The organism is Roseateles sp. L2-2 (assembly GCF_050613215.1).
Classification (GTDB): domain Bacteria; phylum Pseudomonadota; class Gammaproteobacteria; order Burkholderiales; family Burkholderiaceae_C; genus Roseateles; species Roseateles noduli.
In genome coordinates, this window is the sequence record NZ_CP192509.1 from 6,369,945 (window position 1) to 6,393,024 (window position 23,080).

Here is a 23,080-nt window from a genome sequence, read left to right on the forward strand (position 1 = left end):
GAAACGGCCTTGAGGCGGCGTCAGGCCAGAGTGAACTCCTGGAAGTTCTCCAGCGCCGAGATCCGGTGCGTCGTGCGCAAGCCCATGACCGCGTCCATCACCGCCGCACGCTCACCGGGCTTGATGTGGGTGATATGCACATCGATCGCCCCGCCCAGCTTGGCGAGTTCTTCCCGCAACGTCGTCGGGCAAAGATGTTTGCTGATGCCGGCGAGCCCGCACTCCTCGTCGCCGAACGCGCATTCGATGATCAGGTGTGCCACCTTGATCTCCGACAGGCGCTGCCAGAGGGCGGGATTCGGACCGGTGTCTCCCGTGAACACCCAATGGCCCTTGGCCCCGCCATCGACGGCGAACCCCACGGCGGGCACCGTGTGCGCGGCACTGAGGACCTCGACGCGACGACCACCACCCAGATCGAGATGATCGCCGATGCCGAACTCATGGAAGGTCAGCGCGGGCCGTTCTACAGACGGCAGGCGGGTGAAATCTGGCCAGATCACGCCGTTGAAGACATGCGCGCGAAGTGCCTGCAGCGTTTCCGGCAGCGCGTGTACCTGAACCGGGGGACGGCCAGCTTGCGCCCGTCGGCGTTGGACAGTGTCGGCCAGCAGACCGATCGCCAGCACGTGATCCAGATGCGAGTGCGTGACCAGGATGTGGTCGACCTTCACCATCGCGTCGACGGTGAGCTCGGCGACGCCGCTACCGGCGTCGATGAGCACATCGTCGTCCAGCAGGAAGGAGGTGGTCCTGTAGCCGGCCGCCAGGGCACCGGCGCAACCAAGCACGCGAATCTTCATGCCGAAGACTGTAGAGGCAGCCTCGCGCGGCGCTAAGCGCCGAATCCTCGAATCGAAGATTTATTGCCGTCGCTTACGCGACCCCGGCCCGATGCCGTGAAAACCTGCACGCGTGTCGGTGATCGCCCGACAGCAGCGAATCATCTCGATACAGGATGGCGCGTCAAAACCACGCCCATCGGCTGACAGCCGGGCAGAAAAAAGGGGCCTGGCCGGCCCCTTCTCATCGACGCAGGTCAATCACGCCTGCACGAACTGCATCTGCGTGCCCGCCAGTTCGATCACGTCACCGTTCTTGAGCGGGACTGACTCGGCCGTCAGCGGCGCGCCATTCACCACTGGTCGGGCGCCACCCTCGACGTGCGCGAACACATATCCGCTCGGTCGCTTGGTGATCGATGCCACCTGCACGCCCGGCTTGCCCACCGTGGTGACCACTTTCGTCAGCGACACCTCACGGCCTGCCGCGGGTCCATTCAGCACCTTGATCGCAGCCGGCGCCGTCGACACGGGCGCCGGGCCCAGGCCCCCAAACGAGGAAGGCAGTCCGAAGCCGCTGCTCGGCGCCGTGCCGGGGCGCAGGATCATCGTCTTCTCGTAATCGGCGTTGTCCTCGATCAGGAACTTGATCTTGTACTTGCCGACCTCGATCACGTCGCTGTGCGACAGCAACTGCTTCTTGATCGCCTTGCCGTTGATGTACGTGCCGTTGGTCGAGTTCAGATCCTCGATGAACACGTCCGCCCCGACCATCTGCAGCACGGCGTGTTCGCCGCTGACCGCCAGGTTGTCGATGACGATGTCGTTGTACGGCCGCCGGCCGAGCGTGGTCTTGTCCTTGGTGATCTGTACTTCCTTGATCACCACCCCGTCGAGCGACACCACCAGCTTGCCCATGCTTGACCTCGAGTCCTGTCTTTATTTGTAGAGGGCCGCCTCAACGGCGCCCATTGTTGCGACTGAATGGCCACCACGCCCATGGCTTGGTGCGACTTTCGGCGCGAACCAGAACGATCGCAATATTATCCTTGCCGCCCATGTCATTGGCCGTGTCCACCAGCGCCTGCGCCGCTTCGGGCAGATCGCTGTGGCTTTGAAGCACCTGTGCCACGCTGACGTCATCGACCATGTCGGAGAGGCCATCGCTGCACAGCAGGATCTGGTCGCCCGGCAGCAGCTCATGCTGATGCACCTCCAGCATGACCGTATCCTCGACGCCGACGGCGCGCGTCACCAGATTCTTGTTGCTGCTGAAGACGGCTTCTTCCGGTGTCAGTAGACCTGCATCGATCTGTTCCTGCAGCAACGAATGGTCACGCGTCAGTTGGACGAGTTGTCCCTCGCGATAGCGATAGGCCCGCGAATCGCCCACATGACCCAGCAGCAGACTCTGCTCCCGGAAAACCGCCAGCACGAGCGTGGTTCCCATGCCGGCGTAGCGCGGATTGGTGTTGGCGGCGTTGAAGATCGCGCGATTGGCGTTGTCGACGCAGATGTCCATCGCACGCCGAACATCGATGTCGGTCGCGTGCTGACCGGCCTCGGCCAACCAGCGTCCCAGTTCCGACTTGATGAAGGTCGTCAGCATCTGGCTGGCGACTTCTCCGGCGTTGTAACCACCCATGCCATCCGCAAGCACTGCCAGCCCGACGCCCGGTTCCAGGGCGACCGAGTCTTCATTGTTGTCGCGCACACGACCGGTATCGGTGGCGCTGAAGAACTCCAGGGTCATGTCTTGCTGGCGGGATCGGCTGGGGGAAGGGGATTGTGCACTGCGCCCTGGGACTGTAGCCGCAAAGTTTGCTCGAATGCCTGTCCCGCTGGTGGGGGAGGTGTGGCGCCTGTGCTATTGGCCAGTTCCACCGGAATCTGGCTCAGTACGGACTCCAGATCCTGTGCCATCGTGTCGCCGCGTTGATATCTGAGTTCCGGGCGTTTTTCCAACGACAGCGCCACCACCATCGCCAGCGACTCCGGCAGTTCGGGCCGGAGCCGGCGGACATCCGGCGCCGGCTGATTCATGATCTGGTGCATCAGCGTGGCCATCGATTCGGTCTGATGCGGCAGATGCCCGGTCAACAGCTGGAACAGCATGGCGCCGAGCGAGTAGAGGTCGCTGCGTCCGTCGACCTGCAGACCCGCCAGTTGTTCCGGGGACATGTAGGACGGGGTACCCAGGACCAGTCCCGTTCGGGTCCGGCTGCCGTCCGCGACGCGCGCGATCCCGAAGTCCATGATCTTCACGCTGCCGGACTCCCGTTCCAGCATGACGTTGGCCGGCTTGATGTCGCGGTGGACGACACCGTGGCCGTGAGCGTATTGGAGCGCCCGCCCCAGACGCGCGCCCAGCAACAACACTTCGCGCAATGGCAGCAACTGGCCGGGCCGCGTGTGGTGGCTCAGGTCCTGTCCGACGACGTACTCCATGGCGATCCAGGTTTCGCCGGCGCATTCGCCGGCGTCCAGGACTCGCAGGATGTCGGGATGATCCAGATGCCGGGCCGCGCCCGCCTCACGCATGAAGCGGTCCCGGACGTCGATCAGGTCTTCCGGTGCGAACTCGCGTTGCAACGCCAGACGCTTGATCGCAACGGTCCGACCGCTGCGGCGATCAACGGCCCGATGGACGACCGCCATCGCGCCGCGGCCGACTTCCTCGCTGATCTCGTAGTCGTCCAGCGCCACGCCGGCCGCGCGCGGCATCGGCAGCGTCGTCGGCTGGGTATCGGGCGCACCCAGCCCCTGGTCGTCAGACGCGCCCCGGCCCAGCAGTCGCTTGAGGAAGCCGGAGGCGCTCATGACATGGCAGGCCTTTCGTCAGGCTTGCGCCGGCCGGCGCGCGGCCAGCAGCTTGCCGACGAGCAGCACGAACAACGCGCCGCCCACGCCCAGGGCGTAGTACACCTGCGGCAGCACTTCGGTCGTGCCGGGCTTGCTGCCCGGCTGCATCGGCACCCAGCTGTTGAGCGCCGGATCCGTCACCAGCATCGTGCCGGCAATCCAGCCCAGCAGCATCGCTCCGAGCGTGATCACGATCGGGAACTTGTCCATCAGCTTGATGACCAGTTGGCTGCCCCACACGATGATGGGGATGGACACCAGCAGGCCGAAGATCACCAGCGGCATCTGATGCTGACCGCCCGCGCCTTCGGCGGCGCCGGCGATCGCGATCACGTTGTCCAGGCTCATCACGAAGTCCGCCACGATGACGGTCTTCACGGCGCCCCAGAGCTTGTCGCTGGCTTCCAGCTTGTCGTGCTCATCGTCAGCCTCGGGGATCAGGAGCTTGATGCCGATCCACAGCAGCAACACGCCGCCGACGAGTTTCAGGAACGGCAGCTTGAGCAGCGTGAGCGCGAAGAAGATCAGCACGACGCGCAGCACGATGGCGCCGGCCGTGCCCCAGAGGATGCCCTTGGTGCGCAGATTGGGAGGCAGCTTGCGGCAGGCAAGCGCGATGACGACGGCATTGTCGCCACCCAGCAGGATGTCGATCAGGATGATCTGGCCGACGGCAAGCCAGAACTCGGGGCTGGTGAGCATTTCCATGGAGGGAACCCGCGCCGGGCCTCGCGCAACGAGGGCCCAGTCTAAAGCGTTGGAGGGGCAAACGAAGGAAGGGGCCCGTCGGGCCCCTTCATTGGTTCGGGGGGTGCGGCTGGATTGTCCGCGCCCGCCCCCCGGACCCGCAGTGCGTGAAATTACGCAGCAACGGCTTCCAGCATCAGGTTTTTCCTGCTACTTACAGCAGGCCTTTCAGCAGCTTGCCCATTTCCGACGGGTTGCGCGTCACGGTGAAGCCGCACTCTTCCATGATGGCGAGCTTGGCATCGGCCGTGTCGGCACCGCCCGAGATCAGCGCGCCGGCGTGGCCCATGCGCTTTCCGGGAGGCGCGGTGACGCCGGCGATGAAGCCGACCACCGGCTTCTTCATGTTGGCCTTGCACCAACGGGCGGCTTCCGCCTCGTCCGGTCCGCCGATCTCGCCGATCATGATGACGGCGTCGGTGTCCGGATCGTCGTTGAAGGCCTGCATCACGTCGATGTGCTTCAGACCGTTGATCGGGTCACCACCGATGCCGACGGCCGAGGACTGGCCCAGACCGATTTCGGTCAGCTGCGCGACTGCTTCATAGGTCAGCGTGCCCGAGCGCGAGACCACGCCGATGCGGCCCTTGCGATGGATGTGGCCGGGCATGATGCCGATCTTGATCTCGTCGGGCGTGATCAGGCCGGGGCAGTTCGGGCCCAGCAGCAGCGTCTTCTTGCCGCCGGCCAGTTCCTTGGCCTTCATCTTGTTGCGCACTTCCAGCATGTCGCGGACGGGGATGCCTTCCGTGATGCAGATCGCCAGGTCCAGGTCGGCCTCGACGGCTTCCCAGATCGCGGCAGCGGCGCCCGCGGGCGGCACGTAGATCACCGACACGGTCGCGCCGGTCTGGGCGGCGGCTTCCTTCACGGTGCCGTAGATGGGGATGTCCGAGAACTTCTCGCCCGCCTTCTTCGGGTTCACGCCGGCAACGAACGCATTCTTGCCGTTGGCATAGGCCTGGCAGCCCAGGGTGTGGAACTGACCGGTCTTGCCCGTGATGCCCTGGGTGATGACCTTGGTGTCCTTGTTGATGTAGATGCTCATGTCGTATTCCTTGGCTGGGTCTTCGGCTTACTTGACGGCGGCGACGATCTTGGTCGCGGCTTCGGCCATGGTGTCGGCGGCGATGATGGGCAGGCCGGACTCGGCCAGCATCTTCTTGCCCAGCTCCTCGTTGGTGCCCTTCATGCGGACGACCAGCGGGACGTTCAGGTTGACGGCCTTGCAGGCCGTGATGACGCCTTCGGCGATGGTGTCGCACTTCATGATGCCGCCGAAGATGTTCACGAGGATGCCCTTCACCTCGGGGTTCTTCAGCATGATCTTGAAGGCTTCGGTGACCTTCTCGGCCGTGGCGCCGCCGCCGACGTCCAGGAAGTTGGCCGGCTCGCCGCCGAACAGCTTGATGGTGTCCATCGTGGCCATGGCCAGACCGGCACCGTTCACCAGGCAGCCGATGTTGCCGTCCAGCGAGATATAGGCCAGGTCGAACTTCGAGGCTTCGATCTCGGCCGCGTCTTCTTCGTCCAGGTCGCGGTAGGCGACGATTTCCGGGTGACGGAACAGGGCGTTGGCGTCGAAGTTGAACTTGGCGTCCAGGGCGATCAGGTTGCCCTTGGAATCGCAGTTCAGCGGGTTGATTTCAACCAGCGACGCGTCCGTGTCCATGTAGCACTTGTACAGCTTGGCGAACAGGTCGACGGCCTGGTCCACCGAAGCGCCGCTCAGGCCGATGGCCGCGGCGATCTTCTTCGACTGCTCGGTCGTGATGCCGGTCAGCGGATCGATGTACTCGGTGATGATCTTCTCGGGGGTCGAGTGGGCGACTTCCTCGATGTCCATGCCGCCTTCGCTCGACGCGATGAAGGCCACCTTCTGCGTGCCGCGGTCGGTCACCAGCGAGATGTACAGCTCGTTCTTGATGTCCGCGCCTTCTTCGATGTACAGGCGGCGGACCTTCTGGCCGACCGGGCCGGTCTGGTGCGTGACCAGCTGCATGCCCAGGATCTGCTCGGACAGCGCCTTCACGTCGTCCAGGCTCTTGCCCAGCTTGACGCCGCCGCCCTTGCCGCGACCGCCGGCGTGGATCTGCGCCTTGACCACCCAGACCGGGCCGCCCAGCTTCTGCGCGGCTTCGACCGCCTCTTGCACCGTGAACGCGGGAATGCCGCGCGGCACCGGCACGCCGAACTGGCGCAGGATTTCCTTGCCCTGGTACTCGTGAATCTTCATAGGGAGGTCTCGCTTGATGGATGAATCAGGAAGAAGCAGCCAATGCCGCGGACGCTCCGCGGTACCGGCTTGGAGAGGAGGTTTGCAACGCCGGATTCAGCCAGGCCGCCGCGGCAAGGCACCCGTCGTCGCGGCCATAGGACCGCGCGTCGACGGAGCGACGGAGATGCGGTGGATGGCGCTCGGGGGAGGCGGAGGAAGACATAAAACCGATGCAAACACGCGAAAACACGCCCGCGGACGAACGCCGGCGGGCTGTTTTGCGAAGCCGAAAATGTAGCATGCTGCGTTGCATCAAGCCCTTGGCGCGGTTGAGACGCGCACCGGCGTGGGCTTGTCAGCGGGTCGCAAGGTGCTCGTGACGCACGAAGTTTCGGTGAGTTTCAGGCGCTGTCGCTCTTTCAGGCGGCAAGACCCGGTCTCGAACCCGAGTTCCTCGCCAGGTCTCACGCGTCTTCGTCGCTGCCCGCAGCAACCTGACGGACCGCGCGACGCGCGAGGTCCCCGCCGAATCCCCGCCCGATGAGAAAGCGAAGGCGCTTCGCAAGTGCCGCGGCGTCCATGGCCGGACCGTCGCCGAACTTGCGTCTGAGCAGCTCGCAGGCGCGATCGAGCTCACCGACCGCGAGCGTCGAACGCTGGTCCGCGTCCAACGAGAGCCCATGCTGAGCGAGCTCCTGCTCGATGCGCCGCTGTCCGAAGCGCTGCGAGCGCACATGGATGCGGGATTCGACGAATCGCGACTCGTCGAGATATCCGTTGGCCTTCAGCCAGTCGAGCACGGCGTCGACCTCTGAGGCGAGGTCCGGCGACTCTCCGTCCTCCACGAACTCATCGCGAGAAGCCTTCGAGCCCTCGACGGCCGCTTCAGCCTGCCGGTCGCGCGCGATGCGCAACAGCTTGCGCCGCAGTTCCATCGCGCTGTGCTCCCGCTGCGCGAGCAGCGCTACCGCGCGCGCCTTCAGCGACAGCGGTTGCGAGGCACGGCCCCGCCGACCGTCGGGCGGGGTCATGCGAACGCCCCGCGCTTACTCGGCGTCGCCGCCGGGCGCTGCGCCCAGCAACGGGATGCCCAGCGAGTCGCGGATCTTGTTCTCGATCTCAACGGCCAGGTCCGCGTTCTCACGCAGGAACTCGCGCGCGTTGTCCTTGCCCTGGCCGATCTTCTCGCCGCTGTAGGCGTACCAGGAGCCGGCCTTCTCGACGATCTTGGCGGCGACGCCCATGTCGATGATCTCGCCTTCGCGGCTGATGCCCTCGCCGTAGAGGATGTCGAATTCCGCCGTCTTGAACGGCGGCGCGACCTTGTTCTTCACGACCTTGACCTTGGTCTCGGAGCCGATGACTTCCTCGCCCTTCTTGATCGAGCCGATGCGGCGGATGTCCAGGCGCACCGAGGCGTAGAACTTCAGCGCATTGCCGCCGGTGGTCGTTTCCGGGCTGCCGAACATCACACCGATCTTCATCCGGATCTGGTTGATGAAGACGACCGTGCAGTTGGTCTTCTTGATGGTGGCGGTCAGCTTGCGCAGCGCCTGGCTCATCAGACGGGCCTGCAGGCCGGGCAGGGAGTCGCCCATCTCGCCCTCGAGTTCCGCCTTCGGCGTCAGCGCGGCGACCGAGTCGATGACGATCAGGTCCACCGAGCCGGAACGCACCAGCGAGTCCACGATCTCCAGGGCCTGTTCGCCGGTGTCGGGCTGGCTGATCAGCAGTTCCTGCAGGTTGACGCCCAGCTTCTGCGCGTACTGGACGTCCAGGGCGTGCTCCGCGTCGATGAAGGCGCACACGCCGTCCAGCTTCTGCATCTGGGCGATGACCTGCAGCGTCAGCGTGGTCTTGCCCGAGGATTCCGGCCCGTAGATCTCGACCACGCGGCCGCGCGGCAGACCGCCGACGCCCAGCGCGATATCCAGGCCCAGCGAGCCGGTGGAGACGACCTGGATGTCCTCGATCTTCTCGCCTTCGGCCAGCCGCATGATGGAGCCCTTGCCGAACTGCTTTTCGATCTGGGCGAGGGCGGCCTGCAGGGCCTTGGCTTTTTCGGTGTTGGCGTTCTTCACGGGGGCGTCCATGCAATCTTCTCCTGTTGGCTGCGACGGATTATGGCGCAATCTGTATATCTGTACAGTAGTTTGTCGAACCGGCCGACCCGCTGTGCGGTGCCGGTATCGGGATGATGCAGCCATCTTAGGCATCCGGTAGCTCACTGGATGAGCCAACACCGGTCATTCCCGCTTCTTTCCACCATGGGTGGGAGTCCTCCCCACGTGAACCTGTCGCCGGCCTGACCCGACACCCCCGACAACCGCCTGGCGGACGCCTCGGAAACGCCTAGGGAACACCAGCAGGCCGCTCCCTAGAATGTCTCCATAACCAGAGGGGACGACACATGCGCATCTTGATCGCCGAAGACGACCAGGTTCTGGCCGACGGCCTGCTGCGTTCGTTGCGGGCGTCGGGTTGCGCGGTCGATCAGGTCGGCAGCGGCAGCGAGGCGGACGCGGCCCTGGCCTCCCACGAGTTCGACCTGCTGATCCTCGACCTCGGCCTGCCGAAGCTGCACGGCCTGGAGGTGCTCAGACGGCTGCGTGCGAGAGGCTCGGCCGTGCCGGTGCTGATCCTGACCGCCGCGGACAGCATCGAGGAACGCGTCAAGGGACTGGACCTCGGCGCCGACGACTACATGGCCAAGCCGTTCTCGCTGCAGGAGCTCGAGGCCCGCGTGCGGGCGCTCACGCGCCGCGGCCTGGGCACCGCGTCGAGCGTGATCCGCCATGGTCCGCTGACCTTCGACGCGACGGGTCGTGTCGCCTACATCAACGAGCAGATGGTGGAGCTGTCCGCCCGCGAGCTGTCCCTGCTGGAAGTGCTGCTGCAGCGCGCCGGACGCCTCGTCAGCAAGGACCAGCTCGTCGAGCGGCTGTGCGAGTGGGGCGAGGAGGTCAGCAACAACGCCATCGAGGTCTACATCCACCGCTTGCGCAAGAAGATCGAGCAGGGACCGATACGCATCGCCACCGTGCGCGGATTGGGCTACTGCCTTGAGAAGATTCCCGGCTGAGCAGCCGCATGGCGGCTGATTCCTCCGGCCATCGCTCGCTGTTCGGCGAGATCCTCGACTGGATGCTCGCGCCGCTGCTGGTCATCTGGCCGATCAGCGTCGCGCTGACCTGGCTGGTGGCGCAGGGCATCGCCAACAAGCCCTACGACCGCGAGCTCGACGAGATGGCGCGCACGCTCGGCCTGCAGGTTGTGACCGAGCCCGCGCCGGGCGACGCGGCGGCGCGTCGCGGACGCTCGCGGTATGCGCTGGCGCCGGAAGCCGCCGCGCTGCTGCGCGCGGACGAATCCGACACCGTCTACTACCAGGTGCTCGGCCTGCGCGGCGAGCTGCTCAGCGGCGACGCGCAACTGCCGGTGCCCGAGGTGGAGCCGCCGGTCGTTCCCTGGGAGGTCAACCGCCGATTCGACGAGGTCAACAACGAGGCGGTCCGCATCTCCTACCTGTGGGTGGTCCCTGAGGGGATGGCGGGCAGCGACAAGATGATGCTGGTGCAGGTCGCGGAGACGCTGGGCAAGCGGTCGAGGCTGACCAACGAGATCATCAAGGGCGTCATCCTGCCGCAGTTCGTGATCCTGCCGCTGGCGGTGCTGCTGGTGTGGCTGGCGCTGGCGCGCGGCATCGCGCCACTCAACGATCTGCAGCGTCGCATCCGGTCGCGCGACAGCTCGGACCTGAGCCCCATCGACGAACAGCGCATCCCCGACGAGGTCGCGCCGCTCGTGCAGGCCATCAACGATCTGCTGGAACGCCTCGATCAATCGATCCGTTCGCAGAAGCATTTCCTGGCCGATGCCGCGCATCAGTTGAAGACGCCGCTCGCGGGGCTGCGCACGCAGGCCGAGCTGGCGCAGCGTGAGATCGACGAAGGGCGCAGTTCGCCAGCGGAGTTGCGCCGCTCGCTGAAGCAGATCGCGGTGTCGAGCCAGCGCGCGGCGCACATGGTCAACCAACTGCTGGCGATGGCGCGCGCCGAGGACCAGGAGCATGCCGCGCGACGCAGCGAGGTGAACCTCGCCGTGCTCGCGATCGAGACGGTGCGCGACTTCGTGCCGCGGGCCATGGAGAAACGCCTGGATCTCGGCTACGAAGGCCCGGAGGCCAGCCAGGCCGGGTTGCGGATCAGCGGACATCCGCTGCTGATCCGCGAGCTGATCCGCAACCTCGTCGACAACGCGCTGCTGTACACGCCCAGCGGCGGCACGGTCACGGTGCGCGTGGTCGAGGACCCGTTCGGACAGGTCTGCGTGCTGCAGGTGGAGGACTCGGGACCAGGCATCGCCGAGGCCGAGCGCGAGCAGATCTTCCAGCCGTTCTACCGCGCGCTGGGCACCAACGTGGACGGATCCGGCCTGGGCCTGGCGATCGTGCGCGAGATCGTCCAGCAGCACGAGGCCGAGATCGCGGTCGACGACACGCGAGCCCGCCGCCAGGCGGAGTCGGAAGGCGTCGGACCTGGAGCGCGATTCACGGTCCGGTTCGCGGCGCATCCGTTGTCGAACGGTTCGCATTGAACTGGTTTCCACGCCCCATTCCACACATCGGTCAGTCGCTGCCTTGAACCAGGAATCGATGCGCCATCGCGTGTCGATTCAGGTCAGCGACAAGCTGCGAACGCCCTCGAAGAATCACGGCTTCCCTTTCACTGAAGCAGGTGATTTGATGGCGTATCGACTTCCGACAGCGGCGGCAATGCAGATGACGAGCGATGAATTCTTGGTCTGGGAATCGGGCGATGACCTTCGATACGAGCTGATCGACGGTCAGGTCGTTGTCATGGAGAGTGCGAGCGAAGGGCATCAGATCGTCACGGCAAACATCCTGGTCGAACTTCGCCAGCATGTGCGCGGCACAGGATGCAGGGCACTGCCGGGACTCGACGTGCGATGCGATGACGCCAACTGCCTCGTGCCGGATGTCCTGGTGTACTGCGACAAGGATCGACGCAGTCGCGGAATGGTCGACTGCCCGCTGCTGGTCGAAGTCCTCTCGCCCAGCACCGCTTACAAGGACCGGAACATCAAGTTTGCTCGGTATCGCGGCCTGGCCGCTCTGCGCGAATACATGATCGTCGACTGGAAGCGCCGCACGACCGATCTGCATCGACTCGCCGCGGACGGTTCGTGGCAGGTCACCCGTTACTCCGGCAAAGAAGTGGTCTATCTCGCGTCGATCGACCTGGCACTGCCCGGAGAGGTGATCTTCGACGACCTCGACCACGCCGCCTGATCAGCGCTGCGTCCCGCCCCGGCTCTTGGCGATCGACATCAGCATCCCGAGCGACAGGCCCAGCGTCACCATCGCCGTTCCTCCGTACGAGATGAACGGCAGCGGCACGCCCACCACGGGCAGGATGCCGGTCACCATCCCCATGTTCACGAACACATAGGTGAAGAAGCTCAGCGTGATCGCTCCTGCGAGCAGCCGCGAGAACAAGGTCGGCGCCTCATGCGCGATCGCCAGTCCGCGCAGGATCAGCGCGGTGAAGCCAATCAGCAGCCCCGCCGCCCCGATCAACCCGAATTCCTCGCCATAGGCGGCGAAGATGAAGTCGGTGGTCCGTTCCGGAATGAACTCCAGGTGGGTCTGCGTGCCCTTCATGAAGCCCTTGCCGGTCACGCCGCCCGAGCCGATCGCGATCTCGCCCTGGATGATGTGGAAGCCCTTGCCCAGCGGGTCCTTCGTCGGATCGAGCAGTGTGCAGACCCGGTCCTTCTGATAGTCCTTCAGCACCACCCATTTCACGTCGGGCTGGCAGATCTGGTCCTCGCTGAACACCAGCGCCGTGATGCCGGCACCGGCCAGTACCAGCGCCGGGATGATCAGCTTCCACGACAGCCCGGCGAAGAAGATCACATACAGACCCGCGCCCAGCACCAGCAGCGAGGTGCCCAGGTCCGGCTGCTTCGCAATCAGCCCGACTGGCACGGCCAGCAGGATGAAAGCCGCGATGAAATCCGGCAGGCGCAACTGACCCTCGCGCTTCTGGAACCACCAGGCCAGCATCAGCGGCACGGCGATCTTCAGCAGTTCCGACGGCTGGATCTGCGTGCCGACATACAACCAGCGCGTCGCGCCTTTCTTCGTGATGCCGAACAACGCGACCGCCACCAGCAGCGTCACGCCGATCGCGTACAGGGGCAACGCGAGCTGCATCAGCCGCTGCGGCGGCACCTGCGCGGTCACGAACAGCACGCCCATCGCCAGGCCCATGTTGCGCGCGTGATCGACGAAGCGGGTGCCGTGGTCGTAGCCCGCCGAGTACATGCACATCAGCCCCAGCCCCATCAGCCAGGCCATGGCGAGCAGCAGCGGGATGTCGAAGCCCTGGAACAGCGGCTTCACGCGCTGCAGCAGGCTGGGTTTGCTGAAGACGGCGCTCATCGTGAGGCTCCCGGCGTGGGGCGTGGTGCCGCTGCGGATGCGGCGGGCCGCGGGGTCGCCGTTGGCGGCATCGGCGAGGTCGGAGGCTTGGGCGACGCGGCTGGCGCCGACGCCGACGCGGACGCCGCCGAACTCGCCGCTTCCGGCGCGCTGGCCGCGGCATTCGGCAGCGGGATGTCCTCGACGCGACGCGGCGTGCCGATCGGCGCGCCGACCTGGCCGACCCGCACCTTGGCGATGTCCTCTTCGCTCGGGTAGGTGCCGGTGAGCACGTAGTCGTACACGCGGCGCGCGATCGGCGCCGCCGATTCGGATCCGAAGCCCGCGTTCTCGACGATCAGCGCCACGGCGATCGTCGGCGCCTGGTACGGCGCGAACGAGATGTACAAGGAATGGTCGCGCTTGCGCTCGTCCGCCTTGATGCTGCTGTAGGTCTGGCCGGCGCGCAGGCCGACGGCCTGGGCCGTGCCGGTCTTGCCGGCGCTCTGGTACTGCGCGCCCGCGAACACCGCGCGTGAGGTGCCTTCCAGCGTCACGTCATGCATCGCGTTGCGGATCACATCGACGTCCGCCTTGCGCAGCGCCAGCGGCTCCAGCGCATCGCTCGCGACGCGCCGCTGCGCATGCTTGACGACGTCCTCGATCTCCCGCACCAGCCGCGGCCGGAAGCGCTGCCCGCCGCTGGACAGCGTCGACATCGCCGTCGCCAGCTGCAGCATGGTGAAGTTGTTGTAGCCCTGGCCGATGCCCAGCGAGATCGTCTCGCCGGCGTACCACTTCTGCTGCTCCGGCCGCTTGTAGGCGCGGCGCTTCCACTCGGTGCTGGGCAGGATGCCGGTGACTTCGCCCTGCAGGTCGATCTCGGTCTTGCGACCGAAGCCGAAGGGCTCGAGCTGGTCGTGGATCATGTCCACGCCCATCTCGTTGGCCAGCGAATAGAAGTAGACGTTGGACGAGGTCACGATCGCCAGCCGCATGTCCTTGGCGCCCGCCCGGTCGCCGGTGGCGCTGCCGAACACCCGGCCGCCGAAGCTGTAGGTCAGGTTGTCCTGGACCACCACGTTGGCGGCGCGCTTGCCGGTGTTCAGCGCCGCCATGGCCATGTAGGGCTTGAAGGTCGAGCCTGGCGGATAGGTGCCTCGCAAGGCGCGGTTCAGCAGCGGCTTGTCGATGTCCTCGTTGAGTTCACGCCAGCTGTCCGCGTCGATGCCGTCGACGAACAGGTTGGGGTCGAAGCTGGGCTTGGACACGAAAGCCAGGACCTCGCCGGTGCGAGGGTCCATGGCGACCAGCGCGCCGCGGCGGTCGCCGTAGAGGCGCTCCACCAGCGCCTGCAGCTTGATGTCGATCGACAGGTGCAGCGTGTTGCCCGGCGTCGGCGGACGGTTGCGCAGGCGGCGCACCGCGCGGCCGCCCGCGCTGGTCTCCATCTCCTCGAAGCCCGTCTGGCCGTGCAGCTCGCGCTCGTAGGCCTGCTCCAGACCGAGCTTGCCGATGTACTCGGTGCCGCGGTAGTTGGCGATGTCCTCTTCGGACCAGTCGTCCATCGACTTCTTCTCGGCCTGGTTGATGCGGCCGATGTAGCCCAGCAGGTGCGCGCCGACGTCGCCCAGCGGATAGTTGCGGAACAGGCGCGCCTTGATGTCCACGCCGGGAAAGCGGAAGCGCTGCGCGGCGAAGCGGGCGACCTCGGTGTCCGTCAGCTTGGTGCGGATCGGCAGCGACTCGAAGTTCTTGCTTTCCTCCATCAGGCGCTTGAAGCGCCGACGGTCGCGCTGCTGGATCTCGATGACGGCGGACAACGCGTCGATCGTGCGCTCCAGGTCCGGCACCTTCGACGGCGTGATCTCCAGCGTATAGGCCGAGTAGTTGCTCGCCAGCACCACGCCGTTGCGATCGACGATCAGGCCGCGGTTGGGCACGATGGGAACGACGGAGACGCGGTTGGTCTCGGCGCGTTCGAGCAGCGTGTCGTGTTGCGTGATCTGCAGGTAGACCAGGCGCGCGACCAGCAGGCCGAAGCAGAACAGCACGAACGCGGCTGCGGCGAACAACCGCAGCCGGAAGCGGCTGAGCTCCGCCTGGAGGTTCTTGATGACCGTCATCGCGGACCTGTTCCCGGCGCGCTCAGAGCGGGCGGTGCGCGTCGGGATCCGGCGCGCGGCGCTGGGGCGCGAGCAGGAGCGCCGCGGCGATCGGCCACAGGGCCGCCTGCAGCAGCGGCGCGAGCACCAGGCTCCAGCCCGGCCACATGCCGCCCACGATCAGCCGCACGATCACGGCGATCGCGGTCGCGAGCACGAACAGCGGCAGCACGTGCAGCGCCTGCCCGCCCAGCGAGAACCACAGCAGCCGGCGGTGCAGCGCGACGGCGCCGAAGGCGAGCAGGCTGTAGGCCAGCGCATGCTGGCCGAGCAGCGCGCCATGGTGGACGTCGATCATCAGGCCGAAGACGAAGGCCCAGCCGACGCCGACGCGGCGCGGCTGGTGGACGTTCCAGAACACCAGCACCAGGGCCAGCACGTCCGGCATCCAGGGCTGCCGGCCGACGGGGACCATGTCGATCAGCAGGCCGACGACCAGGCTGAACGCGATGAACAGGGGGTTGGCGGGCAGCAGCAGCTGGCTCGCGCCACGGGGCATGATCATCGGGTGCCTCCTTTCGGCGCGGATGCGGCCGACGCCGCGCGGCTGCGCGGCGGCCGGCTGGCGGCTTCGGCGGCCGCCGCGGTCGCGGCACTGGCCGCTTCCTGTGCCGCTTCGGTGCGGGCGGACTCCTGACCTTCGAGCGGCTCCAGCACCAGCACGTGACGCGCGCTGTCGGGCTGCGCGATCGGCGCCAGGCCGACCCGCGCGAAGCTGGTATCGCCGCGGCGTTCCACCTCGGCGACCTTCGCCACCGGCAGGCCCGGCGGATAGAGGCCGTCCAGGCCCGAGGTCGCGAGCGCGTCGCCGGGCTTGATGTCGGCGTTGGCGGCGATGAAGCGCAGCTCCATCACCCCGCGTTCGCCGCCGTAGGCGACGCCGCGTTGCTGGGTGCGGGTGTTGAGCACGGGGATGGTGGCGTCGCGGTCGGTCAGCAGCGTCACCTCGGCGGACAGCGGATAGACCCGCGTCACTTGCCCCAGCACGCCGGCGTCGTTGACCACGGGCGCGCCCAGGCGCACGCCGCGGTGGCCGCCGCGGTCGATGACGATGCGGCGGGAGAACGGATCCGGCGCCTCGTAGAGCACCTCGGCGGCGAGTCCCTTCACCGGCAGCGCTTCGCGCAGGTCGAGCAGGGCGCGCAGGCGCGTGTTCTCGGCCTGCAGCTGCGCGGCGCGGCTCAGGATGACGGCCTGGGAAGCGAGCTGCTGCCGGGCCTGGTTCTCGGCCTCGGTGGCTTTCTCCATGCCGCGGGCGTAGTCGCCGGCCTGGTCCCAGGCGTCGACGGGCGCGAGCAGGGCGCGCTGCAGCGGATGCAGCGCGAGGCCGAGTCCGGCGCGCGCGGGCGCCGTGAACTGGAAGCGGGAGTCCGCCACCATCAGGAAGACCGCCAGCGCCGCGCAGAAGGCCAGCTTCGTCAGCGCGGACGGGCCTTCGCGGAACAGCGGCGGTGGATTGCGGTCGAGGGTGCCGAGAGGCATGAAGATCTCAGCAGAGGAGATTCAACGCAAAGCGGCCATCTGGGGCCGCATCCACTTATTCGTTCGTGAAGATGGAGCCCAGGCGCTCCATGCGCTCGAGCGCCATGCCGCAACCGCGGACCACGCAGGTCAACGGATCTTCCGCGACCAGCACCGGCAGGCCGGTTTCCTCGGCCAGCAGACGGTCCAGATCGCGCAGCAGTGCACCGCCGCCGGTCAGCATCATGCCGCGCTCGGCGATGTCGGCGCCCAGTTCCGGCGGGGTCTGCTCCAGCGCGTTCTTCACGGCCGAGACGATCTGGTTCAGCGGGTCGGTCAGCGCTTCCAGGATCTCGTTGGACGAGATCGTGAAGCTGCGCGGCACGCCTTCGCTCAGGTTGCGACCCTTGACTTCCATCTCCTTGACCTCGGAGCCGGGGAAGGCCGAGCCGATGTTCTTCTTGATGGACTCCGCGGTCGGCTCGCCGATCAGCATGCCGTAGTTGCGGCGGATGTAGTTGATGATGGCCTCGTCGAACTTGTCGCCGCCGACGCGGACCGAGCCCTTGTAGACCATGCCGCCCAGCGAGATCACGCCGACTTCCGTCGTGCCGCCGCCGATGTCGATGACCATCGAGCCCGACGCTTCCGACACCGGCAGGCCGGCGCCGATCGCCGCGGCCATCGGTTCCTCGATCAGGTAGACCTCCGAGGCGCCCGCGCCCAGCGCGGCGTCGCGGATGGCGCGCTTCTCGACCTGCGTGGAGCCGCAGGGGACGCAGATGATGATGCGGGGCGAGGGACGCAGCAGCTTGGTGTCGTGCACCATCTTGATGAACTGCTTGATCATCTGCTCGGTGACCACGAAGTCGGCGATCACGCCGTCCTTCATCGGGCGGATCGCCTCGATGTTGCCGGGCACCTTGCCCAGCATGGCCTTGGCTTCGTGGCCGACGGCCTGGATCGTCTTCTTGCCGTTGGGCCCGCCTTCATGGCGGATGGCGACGACGGAGGGCTCGTCCAGCACCACGCCTTTTCCGCGGACGTAGATCAGCGTGTTGGCGGTGCCCAGGTCGATGGCGAGGTCGGTAGAGAAGTAGCGGCGCAGGGAGGCGAACATGTGTGTAGGCAAGACCTGGACAAGACGCTTCGGCACCTGGAGCCGCCCGTCATCGTCGAACTACACGCAATCGGCGGCATTCGACGGCATCAAGCGGCGTTCGTCTGCGTTCTGTCCGGGCGGCTGCGATTCGGGGCGGTTCGGGTCGGTATACCGCGCGGACCGGCGGCGTCCGCGCGAGCGAGATTCCTTGCCATAAGGAACGAGGCTGCGTCGGCAGCCTCGGCTCATGGAGATAAGCGGGGATAATAACTGATCACCCCCTGGTTTGGCCCGTCTGCAAGGCTTCCGTCAGCGTTCATCGAATGATTCGCGCGCCGGGCGCCCTGCTTGTCCGACCGGCCCACGAGACATTCCCCATGGCACTCACCCACGACGACGTCAGCCGCATCGCCAAACTGGCGCGGCTGGAACTTTCCGGCGACGAGCAGGCCGCGCTGCTGCCGCAGCTCAACGGCTTCTTCTCGATCGTCGAGCAGATGAGCGCGGTCGACACCAGCGGTGTCGATCCCCTCTACACGCCGCTGTCGGCGGTCCAGGAAGTGGCCCTGCGGCTGCGTGAGGACCGCGTCACCGAATCCGACCAGCGCGAGCTCAACCAGCGCAGCGCTCCCGCCGTCGAGGACGGCCTGTTCCTGGTCCCGAAAGTCATCGAATGACCCCGCCCCTCCACCACCTCGGCGTGGCCGAGCTCGGCCGCGCCTTGCGCGCCAAGACCGTCTCCAGCACCGAGCTGACGCAACATCTGCTTGCGCGTGTTGCCGCGACGAAGGATCTCGGCGCCTTCCTGCACATCGACGAGGCCTACGCGCTGGCACGGGCCCGGGACGCCGATGCGCGCCTCGCCCAGGGCGAGGCCGGCGCGCTGATCGGCGTGCCGCTCGCGCACAAGGACATCTTCGTCACCCGCGACATGCCGACCACGGCCGGCTCGAAGATGCTCGAGGGCTATCGCAGCCCCTTCGACGCCACCGTCGTCGAGCGGCTGAACGCCGCCGGCACCGTGTCGCTGGGCAAGCTGAACTGCGACGAGTTCGCGATGGGCTCGGCCAACGAGAACAGCGCCTACTTCAAGGCGCTGAACCCCTGGGACCGCACGCGCGTGCCGGGCGGCTCCTCGGGCGGCTCGGCCGTGGCGGTGGCCGCGGGCCTGGTCCCGGCCACGACCGGCACCGACACCGGCGGCTCGATCCGCCAGCCGGCCAGCTTCTCGGGCATCACCGGCATCAAGCCGACCTACGGCGTGTGCTCGCGCTACGGGATGATCGCCTTCGCCTCCAGCCTGGACCAGGCCGGCGTGTTCGCGCGTTCCGCCGAGGACTGCGCGCTGCTGCTGTCGGCGATGAGCGGTTTCGACGAGCGCGACGCCACCAGCGTCCAGCAGCCGCCGCAGGACTTCGCCGCGCAGATGCTGGCCGCGCGTGACGGCGCGACCGCGGCGCAGCCGCTCAAGGGCCTGCGCATCGGCCTGCCGAAGGAGTTCTTCCCGGCGGCCCTGTCCGCCGACGTGGACGGCGCCGTGCGCGCCGGTCTGGCGGAGCTTGAGAAGCTGGGCGCGACGCTGGTCGACGTGTCGCTGCCGCGCACCGAGCTCGCGATCCCCGTGTACTACATCATCGCCCCGGCCGAGGCGAGCTCCAACCTGTCGCGCTTCGACGGCGTGAAGTTCGGGCACCGTGCCAAGGACTACGGCAACCTGATCGACATGTACGAGAAGACCCGCGCCGAAGGCTTCGGCGCCGAGGTCAAGCGCCGGATCATGATCGGCAGCTACGTGCTCTCGCACGGCTACTACGACGCCTACTACCTGCAGGCGCAGAAGCTGCGCCGCATGATCGCGGACGACTTCCAGCAGGCCTTCCAACATTGCGACCTGATCGCCGGCCCGGTGGCGCCAACGGTCGCTTGGAAGCAGGGCGAAGGCGCGGACGATCCGGTCAAGGCCTACCTGGCCGACATCTTCACGCTGCCCGGTTCGCTGGCCGGCCTGCCCGGCATGAGCGTGCCGGTCGGCACCGGCGAGGGCGGCATGCCCGTGGGCCTGCAGCTGCTGGGCAACTACTTCAAGGAAGGCACGCTGCTGCACGCCGCGCACGCGCTGCAGCAGGCCACGGACTGGCACCGCCAGACGCCGGCGGGGGTATGAACGTCATGAGCAAGAACAGTCAACTGGTGCGGGGCTACGAGGTCGTCATCGGCCTGGAGAACCACGTCCAACTCTCGACCGAATCGAAGATCTTCAGCGGGTCGTCGACCGCCTTCGGCGCGGCGCCCAACACGCAGGCCAGCGCGGTGGACCTGGCGCTGCCCGGCACGCTGCCGGTGCTGAACCGCGGCGCGGTCGAGCGCGCCATCCGCTTCGGCCTGTCGGTCGGCGCGAAGGTGGCGCCGCTGTCGATCTTCGCGCGCAAGAACTACTTCTATCCGGACCTGCCCAAGGGCTACCAGATCAGCCAGTACGAGATCCCCGTCGTGCAGGGCGGCCACATCGAGTTCTTCGTCGGCGACGAGAAGAAGGTGGTCAAGCTCACCCGCGCGCATCTGGAAGAGGACGCCGGCAAGAGCCTGCACGAGGACTATCACGGCCAGTCCGGCATCGACCTGAACCGCGCCGGCACGCCGCTGCTGGAGATCGTCTCGGAACCCGAGATGCGTTCCGGCGCCGAGGCGGTCGAGTACGCCAGGACGCTGCATTCGCTGGTGATGTGGCTGGGCATCTGCGACGGCAACATGCAGGAGGGCTCGTTCCGTTGCGACGTCAACGTCTCGGTGCGCAAGCCCGGCGCGCCCTTCGGCACGCGTCGCGAGATCAAGAACCTGAACAGCTTCCGACACCTGGTCGATGCGGTGGACTTCGAGGTCAACTGGCAGATCGACCAGATCGAGGACGGCCTGACGATCCAGCAGGCGACGGTGCTCTACAACGAGAACACCGGCGAGACCCGCGCGATGCGCACCAAGGAAGACGCGGCGGACTACCGCTACTTCCCGGATCCGGACCTGCCGCCGCTGATGATCTCGGCCGAGTGGGTGGACCGCGTGCGCGGCGAGATGCCCGAGCTGCCGACCGTGATGGCGGCGCGCTTCCAGGAGACCGACGGCCTGCCCGCCTACGATGCGACGATGATGACGCAGAGCCTGGCGACGGCGCGCTTCTACGAAGCGGCCCGCGACCTGTGCGGTGCGCCCAAGCTGGTCGCGAACTGGCTGATGGGTGAAGTCTCGCGTCGACTGAACAGCGAGGAGCGCGGCATCGAGAGCGCGCCGGTGACGCCCGCGCAACTGGGCGCGCTGATCAAGCGCATCCAGGACGGCACGATCAACAACAACTCGGCCAAGCAGGTGTTCGAGGCGCTGTGGACGGGCGAGGGCACCGATGTCGACGCGATCATCGACGCCAAGGACCTGAAGCAGTCCAACGACACCGGCGAGATCGAGCGCATCCTGGACGAGGTGCTCGCCGCCAACGCCAAGTCGGTCGAGGAGTTCCGCGCCGGCAAGGAGAAGGCGTTCAACGCGCTGGTCGGTCAGGCGATGAAGGCGGCCAAGGGCAAGGCCAATCCGGCCACCGTCAACGAGCTGCTGAAGAAGAAGCTCGGCGCCTGAGCGCCGGCTGGGACTGACTGGCGCGCGCCGCAGGGGGCGCGCCAGCCAAGCCTCAGCGCCCGCTGGCCGGTGAGGCCTGCACCGGCGGCTTGCTGTCCGGTTTGCTGTCCGGCAGGCCCGGCGCCGCGCCGGCCCACAGCTTCTTCAGTCGCGCCAACTCCTCGTCATAGAGCTTGTTGACACGCACCATCTCGGCCTTCTGGTTGTCGATCGACTCGCGCTGCGCCGTCGCGGATGCGTCGTTCATGTCGAGCTGGTGCTGCAGCTTGATCGGGACCCGCTTGCCCTTGTAGAACTCGAGCTCGTCGAGCATCGGCTTGCGCTCATTCGCCAGCACCTGGAGGCGCTTCTCGGACTGCTGCATCGCCTCTCGGATGTCGTCGAGCGCGGCCTCCCGCGCGCGCTGATGCGCGGCCAGGTCGGCGTAGCGCTGCAGCAGGTTGCGGTCGCGCCGCACCGCATCCTGCTGGGCGGCGCGCTGGACTTCCTCCAGGCGCTTGCGCTGTTCGGCCACGGACTGTTCCTCGGGCGACATCGCCGGCGGCATCATCTTGCGCACCGACCCGTCGGAGTTCAGCACACGTTGTTCGCGCGCCTGGCATTCCGGGATCGGACGGTCGGAGGTCAGGCGCCGGCCGTCGCTCGTCGTGCAGGTGTAGATGGTGGCCGCACCCGGCGCCTTCGTCTGCGCGACGGCGACGCCCGACTGCGCGGCGGCCAGCAACAGCAGCAGACCGGACAGCGCCGAGGTCACGATCGGCCGGGACGGCGGCAGGCGGCGGGAAAGAAGGGCGCGCATCAGACTCCGTAGCGATCTCTGTAGGCTTGGACGGCCGTCGCATGACCGGCGACGGCGGCACTGCTCGTGGTCTGCAGATACTGGAGCAGGTCGGACAGTCCCGCAATGGCGACGACCGGCAGCTTCAGCTGGTCACGCACGTACTGTACTGCCGACCAGGGAAGATCCTGGCCGTTCTCGGCGGCCTTCTCCTGGCGGTCCAGCGCGATGGCCACGCCGCAGGGCGTGGCGCCGGCGGCCTGGATCATCGCGATGGACTCGCGCACCGAGGTGCCGGCGGAGATGACGTCGTCGATGATCAGCACGCGGCCCTGGACCTTGGCGCCGACCAGGGTGCCGCCCTCGCCGTGGTCCTTGGCTTCCTTGCGGTTGTAGGCGAAGGGCTTGTTGTGGCCCAGCCGGGCCAGTTCGATCGCGACCGCCGCGGCCAGCGTGATGCCCTTGTAGGCGGGGCCGAAGATCATGTCGAACTCGACGCCCGAGGCCAGCAGCCGCTGTGCATAGCACTGCGCCAGCTTGCCGAGCTTGAGGCCGTCGTCGAACAGGCCGGCGTTGAAGAAGTAGGGGCTGAGGCGACCGGCCTTGGTCTTGAACTCGCCGAAGCGCAGCACGCCGGCGTCGACGGCGAAGGCGACGAATTCCTGGGCCAGGGCGTCCTGGGACTGCTTGCTGGATCCGTTGCGGGAATCGTTGCTGGAAGCGGCGGTGGTCATGGCGGCGCGACGTCGAGACGTGACAGTGAAATTGGGGCGGAATTGTAGGGCGCGGGTCAGAGTCACCCCGAGGGTGACCAAGCACGTCATGTCGCCTGAATCCAGCCGTTCAAGCAAGAAGAAGGCCTGCTCCGTCGCCGGAAGCAGGCCCGTTTTTTGCAG

The 23,080-nt window shown here is 66.9% G+C and carries 22 protein-coding genes; 6 read left to right on the forward strand and 16 right to left on the reverse strand.

Translation table 11 applies throughout. The annotated features are described in order from the left end of the window. Positions 1-20: 20 nt before the first annotated feature. The 9 genes from ACQZ13_RS28365 to recA all read right to left on the reverse strand — a co-directional run bounded on the left by ACQZ13_RS28365 (position 21) and on the right by recA (position 8,702). Complete coding sequence (locus ACQZ13_RS28365; RefSeq protein WP_431049158.1) at positions 21-803, reverse strand: MBL fold metallo-hydrolase; 783 nt, start codon at positions 801-803, stop codon at positions 21-23. Positions 804-1,043: 240 nt separating this feature from the next. Then, a complete protein-coding gene (locus tag ACQZ13_RS28370) occupies positions 1,044-1,700 on the reverse strand; it encodes an FHA domain-containing protein (RefSeq protein ID WP_421036986.1) in 657 nt (218 codons plus the stop codon). 40 nt (positions 1,701-1,740) lie between these two features. Continuing rightward, the gene (locus tag ACQZ13_RS28375) at positions 1,741-2,535 is read right to left on the reverse strand and encodes a Stp1/IreP family PP2C-type Ser/Thr phosphatase (RefSeq protein WP_088408659.1); all 795 of its coding nucleotides are present in this window, start codon (positions 2,533-2,535) and stop codon (positions 1,741-1,743) included. Continuing rightward, on the reverse strand, positions 2,532-3,602 hold the full coding sequence (locus ACQZ13_RS28380) for a serine/threonine-protein kinase (RefSeq protein ID WP_431049159.1): 1,071 nt from the start codon (positions 3,600-3,602) through the stop codon (positions 2,532-2,534). The genes ACQZ13_RS28375 and ACQZ13_RS28380 overlap by 4 nt, the downstream gene beginning before the upstream one ends. A gap of 18 nt (positions 3,603-3,620) precedes the next feature. Beyond that, a complete protein-coding gene (locus ACQZ13_RS28385; RefSeq protein WP_431049161.1) occupies positions 3,621-4,352 on the reverse strand; it encodes a TerC family protein in 732 nt (243 codons plus the stop codon). Between the two features lie 193 nt (positions 4,353-4,545). Then, a complete protein-coding gene (sucD, locus tag ACQZ13_RS28390; protein ID WP_297524421.1) occupies positions 4,546-5,439 on the reverse strand; it encodes a succinate--CoA ligase subunit alpha in 894 nt (297 codons plus the stop codon). 27 nt (positions 5,440-5,466) lie between these two features. Then, complete coding sequence (sucC, locus tag ACQZ13_RS28395) at positions 5,467-6,627, reverse strand: ADP-forming succinate--CoA ligase subunit beta (protein WP_431049162.1); 1,161 nt, start codon at positions 6,625-6,627, stop codon at positions 5,467-5,469. A 446-nt stretch (positions 6,628-7,073) separates the two neighbouring features. Then, the gene (locus tag ACQZ13_RS28400) at positions 7,074-7,640 is read right to left on the reverse strand and encodes a regulatory protein RecX (protein WP_431049163.1); all 567 of its coding nucleotides are present in this window, start codon (positions 7,638-7,640) and stop codon (positions 7,074-7,076) included. A gap of 15 nt (positions 7,641-7,655) precedes the next feature. Continuing rightward, complete coding sequence (gene recA, locus ACQZ13_RS28405) at positions 7,656-8,702, reverse strand: recombinase RecA (RefSeq protein WP_088408665.1); 1,047 nt, start codon at positions 8,700-8,702, stop codon at positions 7,656-7,658. 317 nt (positions 8,703-9,019) lie between these two features. Between recA and ACQZ13_RS28410 the strand changes: the two genes are divergently transcribed. The 3 genes from ACQZ13_RS28410 to ACQZ13_RS28420 are packed head-to-tail and all read left to right on the forward strand — an operon-like array spanning position 9,020 to position 11,920. Beyond that, a complete protein-coding gene (locus ACQZ13_RS28410; RefSeq protein ID WP_088408666.1) occupies positions 9,020-9,691 on the forward strand; it encodes a response regulator in 672 nt (223 codons plus the stop codon). Between the two features lie 8 nt (positions 9,692-9,699). After that, positions 9,700-11,205 (forward strand): sensor histidine kinase, encoded by a 1,506-nt coding sequence (locus ACQZ13_RS28415; RefSeq protein WP_431049164.1) that lies wholly within the window; start codon positions 9,700-9,702, stop codon positions 11,203-11,205. Between the two features lie 43 nt (positions 11,206-11,248). After that, on the forward strand, positions 11,249-11,920 hold the full coding sequence (locus ACQZ13_RS28420) for a Uma2 family endonuclease (RefSeq protein WP_431049165.1): 672 nt from the start codon (positions 11,249-11,251) through the stop codon (positions 11,918-11,920). On the opposite strand, the gene rodA is transcribed toward ACQZ13_RS28420, so the two are convergent. The 5 genes from rodA to ACQZ13_RS28445 are packed head-to-tail and all read right to left on the reverse strand — an operon-like array spanning position 11,921 to position 17,800. Further along, positions 11,921-13,075 carry a rod shape-determining protein RodA gene (rodA, locus tag ACQZ13_RS28425; protein ID WP_431049166.1) on the reverse strand — a complete coding sequence of 385 codons (1,155 nt, stop codon included), beginning with the start codon at positions 13,073-13,075 and terminating at the stop codon, positions 11,921-11,923. Next, entirely contained in the window at positions 13,072-15,180 is a 2,109-nt protein-coding gene (gene mrdA / locus ACQZ13_RS28430; protein WP_431049167.1) for a penicillin-binding protein 2, read from the reverse strand. The genes rodA and mrdA overlap by 4 nt, the downstream gene beginning before the upstream one ends. A gap of 22 nt (positions 15,181-15,202) precedes the next feature. Then, positions 15,203-15,724, reverse strand: coding sequence for a rod shape-determining protein MreD (mreD, locus tag ACQZ13_RS28435; protein WP_088408671.1), 522 nt, complete (start codon positions 15,722-15,724; stop codon positions 15,203-15,205). Continuing rightward, entirely contained in the window at positions 15,721-16,701 is a 981-nt protein-coding gene (mreC, locus tag ACQZ13_RS28440; RefSeq protein ID WP_431049168.1) for a rod shape-determining protein MreC, read from the reverse strand. The genes mreD and mreC overlap by 4 nt, the downstream gene beginning before the upstream one ends. 55 nt (positions 16,702-16,756) lie before the next feature. Continuing rightward, the gene (locus ACQZ13_RS28445; protein ID WP_067280645.1) at positions 16,757-17,800 is read right to left on the reverse strand and encodes a rod shape-determining protein; all 1,044 of its coding nucleotides are present in this window, start codon (positions 17,798-17,800) and stop codon (positions 16,757-16,759) included. A 359-nt stretch (positions 17,801-18,159) separates the two neighbouring features. Here ACQZ13_RS28445 and gatC point away from each other — a divergent pair, with 359 nt between their 5' ends. From gatC to gatB, 3 genes are read left to right on the forward strand one after another with little or no spacing between them, the layout of a single operon-like run. Then, positions 18,160-18,459 carry an Asp-tRNA(Asn)/Glu-tRNA(Gln) amidotransferase subunit GatC gene (gene gatC / locus ACQZ13_RS28450; protein ID WP_431049169.1) on the forward strand — a complete coding sequence of 100 codons (300 nt, stop codon included), beginning with the start codon at positions 18,160-18,162 and terminating at the stop codon, positions 18,457-18,459. Continuing rightward, on the forward strand, positions 18,456-19,946 hold the full coding sequence (gene gatA, locus ACQZ13_RS28455; protein WP_431049170.1) for an Asp-tRNA(Asn)/Glu-tRNA(Gln) amidotransferase subunit GatA: 1,491 nt from the start codon (positions 18,456-18,458) through the stop codon (positions 19,944-19,946). The genes gatC and gatA overlap by 4 nt, the downstream gene beginning before the upstream one ends. A gap of 5 nt (positions 19,947-19,951) precedes the next feature. Then, positions 19,952-21,406, forward strand: a complete 1,455-nt coding sequence (gene gatB / locus ACQZ13_RS28460; protein WP_431049171.1) for an Asp-tRNA(Asn)/Glu-tRNA(Gln) amidotransferase subunit GatB — start codon at positions 19,952-19,954, stop codon at positions 21,404-21,406. Positions 21,407-21,458: 52 nt separating this feature from the next. Here the strand turns inward: gatB and ACQZ13_RS28465 are convergent, their stop codons facing one another. Further along, a complete protein-coding gene (locus tag ACQZ13_RS28465; protein WP_431049172.1) occupies positions 21,459-22,205 on the reverse strand; it encodes a hypothetical protein in 747 nt (248 codons plus the stop codon). Then, positions 22,205-22,918: an orotate phosphoribosyltransferase gene (gene pyrE, locus ACQZ13_RS28470; protein ID WP_431049173.1), complete on the reverse strand. Its 714-nt coding sequence runs from the start codon at positions 22,916-22,918 to the stop codon at positions 22,205-22,207. The genes ACQZ13_RS28465 and pyrE overlap by 1 nt, the downstream gene beginning before the upstream one ends. Between the last annotated feature and the right edge of the window lie 162 nt (positions 22,919-23,080).